The sequence below is a fragment of the Mycobacterium sp. AMU20-3851 genome (genome assembly GCF_043974665.1).
Taxonomy (GTDB): Bacteria; Actinomycetota; Actinomycetes; order Mycobacteriales; family Mycobacteriaceae; genus Mycobacterium.
On sequence record NZ_CP146371.1, the window covers coordinates 5,589,707 to 5,602,168 of the forward strand.

At 67.0% G+C, this 12,462-nt stretch carries 13 protein-coding genes; 8 read left to right on the forward strand and 5 right to left on the reverse strand.

Features of this window, described 5'->3' with window-relative positions:
* Nucleotides 1-33 precede the first annotated feature (33 nt).
* The gene (locus V4U86_RS26860; RefSeq protein ID WP_395308880.1) at nt 34-297 is read left to right on the forward strand and encodes a Fur family transcriptional regulator; all 264 of its coding nucleotides are present in this window, start codon (nt 34-36) and stop codon (nt 295-297) included.
* Here V4U86_RS26860 and nirD read toward each other — a convergent pair.
* The 3 genes from nirD to V4U86_RS26875 all read right to left on the reverse strand — a co-directional run bounded on the left by nirD (nt 263) and on the right by V4U86_RS26875 (nt 4,130).
* Complete coding sequence (gene nirD, locus V4U86_RS26865) at nt 263-634, reverse strand: nitrite reductase small subunit NirD (protein ID WP_395308881.1); 372 nt, start codon at nt 632-634, stop codon at nt 263-265. The genes V4U86_RS26860 and nirD overlap by 35 nt on opposite strands.
* Nucleotides 631-3,195 carry a nitrite reductase large subunit NirB gene (nirB, locus tag V4U86_RS26870; RefSeq protein WP_395308882.1) on the reverse strand — a complete coding sequence of 855 codons (2,565 nt, stop codon included), beginning with the start codon at nt 3,193-3,195 and terminating at the stop codon, nt 631-633. The genes nirD and nirB overlap by 4 nt, the downstream gene beginning before the upstream one ends.
* A gap of 176 nt (nt 3,196-3,371) precedes the next feature.
* Nucleotides 3,372-4,130: an isocitrate lyase/PEP mutase family protein gene (locus V4U86_RS26875; protein ID WP_395308883.1), complete on the reverse strand. Its 759-nt coding sequence runs from the start codon at nt 4,128-4,130 to the stop codon at nt 3,372-3,374.
* Between the two features lie 116 nt (nt 4,131-4,246).
* On the opposite strand from V4U86_RS26875, the gene V4U86_RS26880 reads away from it, so the two are divergent.
* The 5 genes from V4U86_RS26880 (at nt 4,247) to V4U86_RS26900 (ending at nt 8,514) form a co-directional block, all read left to right on the forward strand.
* On the forward strand, nt 4,247-4,540 hold the full coding sequence (locus V4U86_RS26880; protein WP_395308884.1) for a hypothetical protein: 294 nt from the start codon (nt 4,247-4,249) through the stop codon (nt 4,538-4,540).
* Between the two features lie 79 nt (nt 4,541-4,619).
* Nucleotides 4,620-5,441, forward strand: a complete 822-nt coding sequence (locus tag V4U86_RS26885; protein ID WP_395308885.1) for a hypothetical protein — start codon at nt 4,620-4,622, stop codon at nt 5,439-5,441.
* Nucleotides 5,442-5,485: 44 nt separating this feature from the next.
* The gene (locus tag V4U86_RS26890) at nt 5,486-7,402 is read left to right on the forward strand and encodes a fumarate reductase/succinate dehydrogenase flavoprotein subunit (protein WP_395308886.1); all 1,917 of its coding nucleotides are present in this window, start codon (nt 5,486-5,488) and stop codon (nt 7,400-7,402) included.
* Between the two features lie 3 nt (nt 7,403-7,405).
* A complete protein-coding gene (locus tag V4U86_RS26895; protein WP_395308887.1) occupies nt 7,406-8,155 on the forward strand; it encodes a succinate dehydrogenase/fumarate reductase iron-sulfur subunit in 750 nt (249 codons plus the stop codon).
* A 197-nt stretch (nt 8,156-8,352) separates the two neighbouring features.
* Complete coding sequence (locus V4U86_RS26900; RefSeq protein WP_395308888.1) at nt 8,353-8,514, forward strand: hypothetical protein; 162 nt, start codon at nt 8,353-8,355, stop codon at nt 8,512-8,514.
* A gap of 12 nt (nt 8,515-8,526) precedes the next feature.
* Here the strand turns inward: V4U86_RS26900 and V4U86_RS26905 are convergent, their stop codons facing one another.
* Together V4U86_RS26905 and V4U86_RS26910 are read right to left on the reverse strand one after the other, a co-directional pair.
* Nucleotides 8,527-9,009: a flavin reductase family protein gene (locus tag V4U86_RS26905; RefSeq protein WP_395308889.1), complete on the reverse strand. Its 483-nt coding sequence runs from the start codon at nt 9,007-9,009 to the stop codon at nt 8,527-8,529.
* A gap of 35 nt (nt 9,010-9,044) precedes the next feature.
* Entirely contained in the window at nt 9,045-10,061 is a 1,017-nt protein-coding gene (locus V4U86_RS26910) for an isopenicillin N synthase family dioxygenase (protein WP_395312228.1), read from the reverse strand.
* Between the two features lie 40 nt (nt 10,062-10,101).
* Here V4U86_RS26910 and V4U86_RS26915 point away from each other — a divergent pair, with 40 nt between their 5' ends.
* Nucleotides 10,102-11,814, forward strand: a complete 1,713-nt coding sequence (locus tag V4U86_RS26915) for an AMP-binding protein (protein WP_395308890.1) — start codon at nt 10,102-10,104, stop codon at nt 11,812-11,814.
* An 11-nt stretch (nt 11,815-11,825) separates the two neighbouring features.
* On the forward strand, nt 11,826-12,461 hold the full coding sequence (locus V4U86_RS26920) for a GAP family protein (protein ID WP_395308891.1): 636 nt from the start codon (nt 11,826-11,828) through the stop codon (nt 12,459-12,461).
* Nucleotide 12,462: the final 1 nt, after the last annotated feature.

A 12,462-nucleotide genomic window follows, 5' to 3' on the forward strand; every position in this document is an offset into this window, starting at 1 on the left:
CAGAGGCCGTTGCCCTGGACTAGGATCGGGCAAATGTCTTCGTTGGGGGGGAGTGAGCAGCTGCGCGCGCAGTTACTCGCCGCACTGCAGGACGCCGATCAGCCGATGACGACATCCGAGCTGCGCGATCACCTGCACACACAGCATGCCTCGCCGGCCGTCATCGAGGCCGTCTACCGCAACCTCACGGTGCTGCAGCGGCGCGGCGACGTGGAACGCCGGCCGGGTAGCGGCCGGGGCGCCTACTGGGGACCGACCGAGGCTACCCAGCGATCTGCACGTAACCGTCCGGCGTGATCCGGGTGCGGTACACCGGCACCGTGACGGACGGATCGTCCAGGCACACACCGTCATCCAGCGCGAAGGCCTGCTTCTTGATCGGCGACTGAACGCAGGCCCTACCGGCCCGATCCCCGACGATGCCGCGGGACATCACCGCCGCCCCGGAGAACGGATCGATGTTGCCGACCGCGTGCAGCGCACCGTCGTCGAGCCGGAACAACGCGACCTGATCGCCGCCGGGCATCAGCACCGCGACACCGCGGCAGGGCAGCAGTTGCTCGTAGGCGCAGGCCGGAGTCCACTCCGAATCACCTTGCGCATCCATCTCTTTGCGGTCATCGAGCAGGGTCATGAGGCCTCCTGTACGGGACGCATCTTCGGCATGCCGATCGGCACCTTGCGGCCGAACGACTCGGTGAACTCGATGGTCGGGTCCGCGACCTCGGGCGCGTTGACGAAGGAGACGAAGCGTGACAGCTTCTCCGGATCGTCGAGCACACCCTTCCATTCGCAGGCGTAGCCATCCACGTGCCGCTCCACGGCGGCCTCGAATTCGCTTGCCAGGCCGAGTGAGTCACCACACACGACATCGCGCAGATGATCCAGGCCACCATCGAGGGCGTCCAGCCACGGGGCGGTGCGCTGCAGCCGGTCGGCGGTGCGGATGTAGAACATCAGGAACCGGTCGATGTACCGGATCAACGTCTCGTCGTCGAGATCGCCGGCCAGCAGCTGCGCGTGTTTGGGCGTCATGCCACCGTTGCCGCACACGTACAGATTCCAGCCGGTCTCGGTGGCGATCACACCGACGTCCTTGCCGCGGGCCTCGGCACATTCACGGGCGCACCCCGACACCCCCATCTTGATCTTGTGCGGCGCCCGCAGGCCGCGGTAGCGCAACTCCAGCCTGATGGCCATCTGCACGGAATCCTGTTGCCCGTAACGGCACCAGTCGCTGCCGACACAACTCTTCACCGTGCGCAGCGACTTACCGTAGGCCTGACCTGATTCCATACCTCCCTCGACCAGCCGACGCCAGATCTCGGGCAGCTGATCCACCCGGGCACCGAACATGTCGATGCGCTGGCCACCGGTGATCTTGGTGTAGAGATCGAAGTCGCGGGCGATCTCCCCGATCAGGATGAGCTGCTCGGGGGTGATGTCGCCTCCGGGCACCCGCGGCACCACCGAGTAGCTGCCGTTCTTCTGGATGTTGGCCAGGAAGTGGTCGTTGGAGTCCTGCAGCGAGGCCTGCTCGCCGCCCAGCACATGGTCCGAGCTGGTCGAGGCCAGGATCGAGGCGACGGTGGGTTTGCAGATGTCGCAACCCTTTCCGGTGCCGAACTTCTCGGCCAAGCCGGAAAAGGTACGGATCTCGGTGGCACTGATGATCTCGAACAGTTCGGCGCGGGACTGGCTGAAGTGCTCGCACAGCGACTTGGACTGCTCGACCCCCTCGGCTTCGAGCAGTTGTTTGAGCAGCGGCACGCAGGATCCGCACGAGGTGCCGGCCAGCGTGCACTTCTTCAGGCCCGCCACATCGGTGCAGCCGCCGCAGATCGCTTCCTTCAGATCGCCCTTGGTGACGTTGTTGCACGAGCAGATCTGCGCGATGTCCGGTAGCGCACCGATGCCCAGGGCGCTTGCGCCGTCACCGCTGCCCGCCGGGGCGATCAGCGACAGCGGGTCACCGGGCAGCTCGCTGGCCACCATCGGGCGCAGCACCCCGTACGCCGAGGCATCGCCGACCAGGATGCCGCCGAGCAGCGTCTTGGCGTCGTCGGAGAGGACCAGCTTGGCGTAGGTCTGCTTGACCGGATCGTTGACGACGACGTCCAGGCTGTTGGGCGTATGGCCCTTGGCGTCACCGAAACTGGCGACGTCGACACCCATCAGCTTCAGCTTGGTCGACATGTCGGCCTCACCGAACTCGGCCTCCCCGCCGAGCAACCGGTCAGCCACCACCTCGGCACTGGTGTAGCCCGGGCCCACCAGGCCGTAGCAGCGGCCCTCGATGGCGGCCACCTCGCCGACCGCGTAGATGTGGGGATCGCTTGTCACACAGGACAGGTCGGTCATGACGCCACCGCGCTGGGCAAGTTCCAGGCCGGCCTGGCGGGCCAGTTCGTCGCGCGGGCGCACACCGGCGGCGAAGATGACGACACCCGCCTCGATGCTGCTGCCGTCGTTGAGCGACACCCGCACCGCGTCGGAGGACTGCGATTTGCGCAGCGGCTGGTTCTTCTGGGCGGGGTGGATGCTCTCGGTGCTGACCCCGGTGTGCACCTCGATACCCAGGCCCCGGATCATCCGGGTCAGCACGGCGCCGCCGGCCTCGTCGAGCTGGGCCGCCATCAGGTGCGGGGACATCTCCAGGACGTGGGTGTTCAAACCGAAGCCCCGCAACGCGTTTGCCGCTTCCAGCCCGAGCAGACCGCCGCCGATCACCACGCCGACCGGGGTCTTGGTGGTGAGCGCGGCCAAGGCGCCGGCCCGGATGGCGTCCAGGTCGTCGAGGGTGCGGTAGACGTGACACTGCGGGAGGTCGCGGCCGGGGACCGGTGGGACGAACGCGTACGAACCGGTGGCCAGCACCAGCGCGTCGTAGTCCAGTGACCGTCCGTCGGCCAGCGTGACCGTCCTGGCCTCCCGGTCGATGGTGGACGCCGCCGACCCGAGATGCAGGACGACCCCGTCGTCGTCGGCGTAGTCGTTGCCCGGCAGCGCCAGCTGGGCGCGGTCCCAGTGCTCGGTGTAGCCGGTCAGCCCGACCCGGTCATAGGCGGCGTCGGCCTCCTCGGAGAGCACCGTGACCCGCCAGCTGCCCTCGGTGTCGCGGGCCCGCAGGGCCTCCACGAACCGGTGTCCGACCATGCCGTGTCCGACCACGACCACATGCTTGGCTGATTGCATACCGCGACGGTAGGGAGCCGATATTGCCGCAATGTGCCCTCGTGTGAATCGGCCGTCACGGTGTCCTCACATGTGCGCCGGGAGCTTTGTGAGAGCCGGGCCTGCGCCGAGATCGCCGTTTTGGCGGGTGCTTCCTGGGACTTTTCCGCCCGTTTGTTCCTTTGGGCGGAAAGAGGTCAGGTCCAGCGGGCCAGGAGCTCGTTGATCCGCTCGGTCAGCGCGCCCTGCAGCAACGGGCCGAAGCTGATCCGGCCGACACCGAGCGGACCGAACCGCGCCGGGTCGTCCTGGCCGGGCAGCGCGATCGCGTTGATCGGCAGCGGCAGCTCCTGGGCCAGCCGGCGGTAGGTGTCGTCGTCGTGGCGTCCCACCGGGTACAGGCTGTCCGCGCCGGCCTCGGCGGCCAGCTTCAGGCGCGCCACCGCCCGCTCGAAACGATCGGACTCCTCGCCGACCTGGCGCAGGAACAGGTCGGTGCGCGCATTGATCACCACGTGCACGCCGGCCGCATCGGCGGCCTTACGGAGCTCACCCACCAGCGCGGCGTGCTCTTCGTCGGTGCGGATACGCCCGCCCTCGGAGTGCACGGTGTCCTCGATGTTGAGTCCGACCGCTCCGGCCGACAGCAGACCCTCGATCAGCCGGGAGGCCGACTCGCCGTAGCCGGACTCGATGTCGACCGAGACCGGCGCGTCGACAGCGGAGGTGATCTGGGCGACCCGGGTGACCAGATCGTCGAAGCTCATCCCCTCGCCGTCGGGCTTGCCCACCGAGTCCGCGACCGGGTGACTACCCACGGTCAGCGCCGTGAATCCCGCCTCCACCGCGGTTTTCGCCGACCAGGCGTCCCACACCGTGGGCAGGATGGCGGGGTTGCCGGGCTGATGCAATGCCAACAGGGCGGCGGCCTTGGGCTGGAGATCTTGCTGGGACATCTATGTACCTTTCCGGAAACGAAGACGTGATCTGTCTCACTCTCAACAACGTGTTGTGGCTAACATCGAATGCGTACTGTGATTCCTGACACCCTTCAGCCCAAGGAGGTCGCCCGATGTCCACCACGACCGAGCTTGCCGAACTGCACGAACTGATCGGCAACCTTCGCCGTTGCGTCACATCGCTGCGCGCCCGTTATGGCGACGCCCCCGCGATGCGCCGCATCGTCAACGACGCCGAACGCATGCTCAACGATATAGACCGGCTGGACATCGATGCCGCGGAACTGGAGATGCGCGGGACGCCCGCACACCCCCGAGCCGCTGAGAAGGTCACCATCCCCGACACCGATTACGCCAGTGACTTCTGGCAGGGCGTCGACGACGAGGGCCTCGGCGGCAGCCGGTAAGACCTCTGACGAGCGCTCGCGCGAGGAAGCAACAACTCTGCGGCGCATCGTCACCTACAACAGAAGAAGAGGGAACTCAGTGAGCGCACCGACCTCGAATCCTCAAGGCACCGGCGTCTTCTCACCCACCAGAGCGCGAATCAAGCAGCGCACACTACGCACCGACGCGTGGTGGAAATCGCCGCTGATCACCGATCTCGGCTTCGCCGCGTTCGTCATCTACGCGACGGTGCGGGCGTTCCTGCAGAACAACTACTACGTCGCGGAGTACGGCTACCTCACGCCGTTCTACTCACCCTGCATCAGTACCGGGTGCGTGCCCGAAGCCAGCCACTTCGGCCAGTTCCTGCCCGATGTCTGGTGGCTGCCCTATGCGGCGGTGTCACTGCCGTTCCTGCTGTTGTTCCGGCTGACCTGCTACTACTACCGGGGCGCCTACTACCGCTCGGTGTGGCAGTCCCCGACGGCCTGCGCAGTCGCCGAACCGCACGCCAGATACACCGGCGAGACCCGGTTCCCGCTGATCGTCCAGAACACCCACCGGTACTTCTTCTACATCGCGGTCATCATCTCGGTGATCAACACCTACGACGCGGTCATCGCCTTCGCCAAACCCGGCGGCGGATTCGGTCTGGGTCTGGGCAACATCATCCTGGTCATCAACGTCATCCTGCTGTGGACCTACACGGTCTCGTGCCACTCCTGCAGGCACGTCGCCGGCGGACGCCTCAAGCACTTCTCCAAGCACCCGATCCGGTACTGGATGTGGACCCAGATCAGCAAGCTGAACACCCGGCACAAGCTGTACGCGTGGATCACCCTGGGCACCCTGATGTTTACCGATTTCTACATCATGCTGGTCGCCAGCGGAACCATCAGTGACCTGCGATTCATTGGCTGACAAGGCAATTCGTACCGAAATACAACACTAGTGAGGATTCTGGAATGGGTGACCTGGAACGGCACACCTACGACGTCGTCGTGATCGGCGCGGGCGGGGCGGGGCTACGCGCCGTGATCGAGGCCCGGGAACGCGGCCTCCGGGTTGCGGTGGTGACCAAATCGCTGTTCGGCAAGGCCCACACCGTGATGGCCGAGGGCGGCTGCGCCGCGGCGATGCGCAACGTCAACACCAAGGACTCCTGGCAGGTGCACTTCGGTGACACCATGCGCGGCGGCAAGTTCCTCAACAACTGGCGGATGGCCGAACTGCACGCCCAGGAGGCCCCGGACCGGGTCTGGGAGCTGGAAACCTATGGGGCGCTGTTCGACCGCACCAAGGACGGCCGGATCAGTCAGCGCAACTTCGGTGGGCACACCTATCCGCGGCTGGCGCACGTCGGTGACCGCACCGGCCTGGAGATCATCCGCACCCTGCAGCAGAAGATCGTCTCGCTGCAGCAGGAGGACAAGCGCGAACTCGGGGACTACGAGGCCCGCATCAAGGTCTTCCACGAATGCTCGATCACGGAACTGATCCTGGACAACGGTAAGGTCGCCGGCGCCTTCGGGTACTGGCGCGAGACCGGCGAGTTCATCCTGTTCGAGGCGCCCGCGGTGGTGCTGGCCACCGGCGGCATCGGCAAGTCGTTCAAGGTGTCGTCGAACTCGTGGGAGTACACCGGCGACGGGCACGCGCTGGCGCTGCGCGCGGGTTCGGGTCTGATCAACATGGAGTTCATCCAGTTCCACCCGACCGGCATGGTCTGGCCGCTGTCGGTGAAGGGCATCCTGGTCACCGAGGGCGTACGCGGTGACGGCGGGGTGCTGAAGAACTCCGAGGGCAAGCGGTTCATGTTCGACTACATCCCCGACGTGTTCAAGGGGCAGTACGCCGAAACCGAAGAAGAAGCCGACCAGTGGCTCAAGGACAACGACTCCGCGCGGCGCACCCCGGACCTGCTGCCCCGCGACGAGGTGGCGCGCGCCATCAACGAGGAGGTCAAGGCCGGCCGCGGTTCGCCGCACGGCGGTGTCTACCTCGACATCGCCTCCCGGATGCCCGCCGAGGAGATCAAACGCCGGCTGCCCTCGATGTATCACCAGTTCATCGAGCTGGCCGAGGTGGATATCACCAAGGACGAGATGGAGGTCGGACCGACCTGCCATTACGTGATGGGCGGGATCGAGGTCGACCCGGACACCGGCGGCGCGGCCACCCCCGGCCTGTTCGCCGCCGGCGAGTGCTCCGGCGGGATGCACGGCTCCAACCGCCTCGGCGGTAACTCGCTGAGCGACCTACTGGTGTTCGGCCGCCGGGCCGGACTGGGCGCGGCCGATTACGTGCGGGCCCTGCCGGCCCGGCCCGCCGTCAGCGAGCAGGCGCTGCAGGCGGCCACTGAGTTGGCGCTGGATCCGTTCGCCCCGAAGGCCAACCCGGAGAACCCGTACACGCTGCACGCCGAGCTGCAGCAGTCGATGAACGACCTGGCCGGCATCATCCGCAAAGAGGCTGAGCTGCAAGAGGTTCTGGTCAAGATCGACGAGCTCAAGAGGCGCTACGCCAACGTGTTCGTCGAGGGCGGCCGCATATTCAACCCGGGATGGCACCTGGCGATCGACATGCGCAACATGCTGCTGGTCAGCGAGTGCGTCGCCAAGGCGGCGCTGCAGCGCACCGAGAGCCGCGGCGGGCACACCCGCGACGACTTCCCGCAGATGGACAACCAGTGGCGCAACAAGCTGTTGGTCTGCCGCGCCGCAGAAGGCACGGCGGGTGATGCCGTCGTTCCGGACATCACCGTCGAGGCCGAGCAGCAGCCGGTGATGCGGCCCGACCTGCTGGCCACCTTCGAGCTCTCCGAACTGGAGAAGTACTACACCGACGACCAACTGACCGAGCACCCCGAGCGGAAGGGCTGAGACATGGCTGCCTATAACGCGAAGCTGCGGGTCTGGCGCGGCGATGAGAGCGGCGGCGACCTGCAGGACTACACCGTCGAGGTCAACGACGGTGAGGTGGTGCTCGACATCGTGCACCGGCTGCAGGCCACCCAGGCCGGCGACCTGGCGGTGCGGTGGAACTGCAAGGCCGGCAAGTGCGGATCCTGTTCGGCGGAGATCAACGGTCGGCCGCGGCTGATGTGCATGACCCGGATGTCGACGTTCGACGAGAACGAGACCGTGACCATCACTCCGCTGCGCACCTTCCCGGTGATGCGGGACCTGGTGACCGATGTGTCCTTCAACTACGAGAAGGCTCGCCAAATCCCGTCGTTCACCCCGCCGAAGGATCTGCAGCCCGGTGAGTACCGGATGCAGCAGGAGGACGTGAACCGCAGCCAGGAGTTCCGCAAGTGCATCGAGTGCTTCCTGTGCCAGAACGTCTGCCACGTGGTGCGTGACCACGAGGAGAACAAGCAGAACTTCGCCGGCCCGCGGTTCCACATGCGCATCGCCGAACTGGACATGCATCCGCTGGACACCGTGGACCGCAAGGATCTCGCCCAGGAGGAGCACGGGCTGGGCCTGTGCAACATCACCAAGTGCTGCACCGAGGTCTGCCCCGAACACATCAAGATCACCGACAATGCGCTGATCCCGATGAAGGAGCGGGTCGCGGACCGCAAGTACGACCCGATTGTTTGGTTGGGTAACAAGCTTTTCCGGCGATGAGCGCCTGCGCGAAGAGCAGACAGCTGCGATGAGCGCCCGCGCGAAGAGCAGACAGCGCAGCTAATCCACCTCGAATGTGAAACGGCTGCGGAGAATCCTGGATATCTCCGCAGCCGTTTCACATTGGCGGGTGGCCTTTTGTTTTTTCGCGCGTACGCTCGGACTCAGTGGCCAATCGACATTGGAGGGGCACTGCTATGTCACAGCGAGAAACGATCAGCGTCAACGATATTCGCACGGCGATCCGCGAGCTCACGGCCCGCGCGGAGCTGGCCCGCAAGGAAGGCAGACCTGAGGACGCCGCCGAGCTGGAACAGCGGATCAGCGGATATCGCGAGCAGCTGGCGTCGCGGCCCTGACGTTACGCAGGCTCAGTTGCCGAGCTTGCGGAACGTGCTGCGGTGGAACACGATCGGCGGCACATCGTGCACGACGACGTCGCTGATCTCCAGCACCACGATGGTGTGATCGCCGGCCAGGACCTCCTGGGCGATGGTGGTCTCGAGCCAGACGCTGGTGCCGTCAACGAACACCGCGCCGCTGTCGCGCGACTGGGTCTCCAGCCCGGCGAACCGATCGCCGGTCTTGGCTGCCAAGGTCTTGGCGGCCGCATCATGTGACTCGCCGAGCACACTGATGCCCAGCGACGGCAGGCCCTTGAGCTTGGGCCACGTCTCCGATGAGTTCTGCACGCAGAACGACACCAGCGGCGGGTCCAGCGACACCGGCACGAAGGTGCTGGCCGCCAGGCCGACCCGCACACCGTCGACCTCGGCGGCGATGGCGATGACTCCGGTCGGGAAATGGCCGAACGCCTCGCGCAGCGAGGCTGGGCTCAGATCTGTGTCGCTCATAACATCTCCATCTTCACACACTCATGCCCGCCCAGCTACGCCCGCCCGTAGAGGTGCGCGGTGGCCACGTCGGGGTGTGCACGCACGCGGCTCTTCCAGGCATTGCGGCCGTACACCGCATAGATCCGGTCGTTGGACGGGTCATCGGTGACCCCGCGGGCCCGGGCCTGCAGGTCGGCGGGCAGTTGCAGCACCGGCACCTGCACGTCCAGCCGCGGGTTGAAGAAGCACGCCACCGACAGCCGCTCCCGGTCCTGGATCTGCACCCGGTGTTCGGTGGCCCGCAGATACCCGCCGCTGGCGATCTCCAGCATCTCGCCGATGTTCACGATCAGCGCCCCGGGCAGCGGGTCGACATCGATGTACGTCGAATCCGGGCCCCGCACCTGCAGCCCCCTGCTGCCCGGTTCGGCCAGCAGCAGAGTCAACACCCCGGCATCGCGGTGGGCCCCCACCCCCTGTTCCGACGCCACCCCGCCCGGGTAGCGGATCACCTTGATCAGGGTGGCCGGGGTGTCCGCGAACGAGGCGTCGAACACCTCGGGCGGGTTGCCCAGGGCCGCGGCCCAGTGGGCCAACAACGTCCGCCCGACCCGTGCCAGTTCGCGGTCCCATTCGGCCAGGACCTCCGGGAACTCCGGCAGCCCGACCGGCCATTGATTGGGGCCCTGCAGGCGCAGATACTCCTCGGCCGGGTCGGCCAGCGGGACCCGTTCGGGCCCGATGTCGATCTGCTCGCGCCAGTCCACCGCTCCCCCGGTCAGTTCCCCACCCAACCGGGTATAGCCCCGGAAATGCGGACTGTTGACCATCGCGATCGCATCCTTGTCGGCCTGCGGCAACGCGAAGAAGCGGCGCGATGCCGCCAGCACCCGGGAGACCAGCTCCTCGGGCACATCGTGGCCGGTCAGATAGAAGAACCCCACCTCGTGCGCGACCCTGCCGAGCCGCTGCCGCAACGCGGCCGGCTCATCACGGAGATCGACGACGGGCAACGCCGTTTGCACAGAAACCACGCCCCGATCCTGCCCCCGAACCGTCGCGGTGGCCATGGTCACGCTCAAGCTGAACGCAATGAGTAGCCTGACCCCCATGCCCAACGCGTCCATCCTGACCGTGCTGCGGGAACGCGCTGGTGTTTCGCCCGACGACACAGCCTTCACGTTCACCGATTACGACCGCGACCCCGACGGTGTCGCGGAGACGCTCACCTACGCGCAGCTCTACCGGCGCACCCTCAACCTGGCCGAGGAACTCAGCCAGCACGGGTCCCCCGGGGACCGGGCGCTGATCATCGCGCCGCAGGGCCTGCCCTACATCGTGGCGTTCCTGGGCGCGATGCAGGCCGGGTACATCGCGGTCCCGCTGTCGGCGCCGGTACCCGGCGCGCACGACGAACGCACCAGCGCGGTTGTCACCGACACCGAGCCCGCGGTGGTCCTGACCACCGCCGCGCTGTTCGACGTGGCCGCGCAGTACGTGGACGACGGCGCGGCCGTCATCGCTGTGATCGCCGTGGACACCCTCGATCTGGACTCCCCCGAACCCGAGCACGCCGATGTGCCCGACGGCCCCGACATCGCTTACCTGCAGTACACCTCGGGGTCGACCCGGGCACCGGCCGGGGTGATGATCAGCCACCGCAACCTGTACGCCAACTTCGAGCAATTGATGCCGGACTATCTGCCCCAGTTCGGCGGCACGTTCCCACCGGGCAGCGCGTTGGTCTCCTGGCTGCCCTTCTATCACGACATGGGTCTGATGCTCGGGGTTGCGGCGCCCATCCTGGGCGGGGTGCCCGGCGACCTGATGAGCCCCATCGCCTTCCTCACCCGCCCGGCGCGGTGGCTGCAGGCGATGGCCCGGCACCGCACCGTGGTGACCGGAGGACCCAACTTCGCGTTGGACCTCGCCGCCCGGCGCACCGACGACACCGAGATCGCGGACCTCGACCTGAGTGGGGTCATCAGTCTGATCTGCGGGGCGGAACGTGTCGACCCGGCCACCGTGGAGCGCTTCAACGAACGCTTCGGTGCGTTCGGTTTCCGGCCCGAAGCCCTGATGCCGTCCTACGGCCTGGCCGAGGCGACGGTCTTCGTGGCCAGCGGCAGCCGGGGACGGGTCCCCGAGGCCGTCGACTTCGGAGGCGACGAACTCGCCGAGGGCCGGGCGATCCGCAGACCCGGCGGGACACCGCTGCTGCGCTACGGCGTGGCACCCTCACCCTTGGTGCTCATCGTCGACGCCGACACCCGCCGGCCCTGCCCGGAGGGCACCGTCGGCGAGATCTGGACGCACGGTGAGAACGTGTCCGCCGGGTACTGGCGTAAACCAGATCAGACCGGGACCGGTTTCGGGGCAACACTTCTCGATGGACCCGCGGACCTCCCGAAGGACGGCTGGCTGCGCACCGGGGACCGCGGATTCATCTCCGACGGAGAGATGTTCATCGTCGGGCGCATCAAGGACATGCTGATCGTGCGGGGGCGCAACCACTATTCCGAGGACATCGAAGCGACCGTCCGCGAGATCACCCGCGGACGGGTGGCGGCCATCGCGGTGGAAGACGAGAACAGCGAAAAGTTGGTCACCATCATCGAATTCAAGAAACGCGATGACGACCATGAGTTGTCGAGCGTGAAAAGCGATGTGACCGCCGCCGTTTCACGTGCACACGGCCTACAGGTCGCCGATATCGTGCTGGTGGCTCCCGGGACCATCCCGACCACCACCAGCGGCAAGATCCGTCGCTCGGCGTGCGTCGAGCAACACCGGCAAGGACAGTTCGTGCGGCTGGACGCCTGACCGGCGCCGCCATGTGGATCACCCTGCTGGTCATGGCCGTCGCGGTCAGCCTGGAGCCGTTCCGCATCGGGATGTCGGTGCTGATGCTCAACCGGCCCCGCCCGCTGCTGCAGCTCACCGCCTTCCTGTGCGGCGGCTTCCTGATGGGCCTGACGGTCGGCATGGTGGTGTTGTTCCTGCTGGAGTCGCGGCTGCCGGAGTCGGCGCACTTCACCCTGCCCCGGGTGCAGGTCGCCATCGGCGTGCTGGCCTTGCTGGCCGCGGCCGTGCTGGCACTCACCACCGCGCGCCCGCGCGCCCGGCCGCCGTGGCTGACCCGTCTGCTGGCGGGCCAGTCGCTGTGGGTCGCATCGGCGGCCGGACTGGGTATCGCACTGCCCTCGGTGGACTACCTGGCGGCACTGGCCGTCATCGGCACCGCCGACGTCAGCTCCACGACCCGCCTGGCCGCCCTGCTGACCTTCAACGTGGTGGCCTTCGCCCTCGTCGAGATCCCGCTGCTGGCTTACCTTGTTGCACCGGAGCGCACCCGCGCCCGGCTCGCCGCACTCAACGACTGGCTGCAGGCACAGGGCCGGCGCGGGGTGGCGACCATGGTCGCGGTGGTGGGCGTCGTCCTGCTCGGGGTGGGCCTGGCCGGCTGGTGAG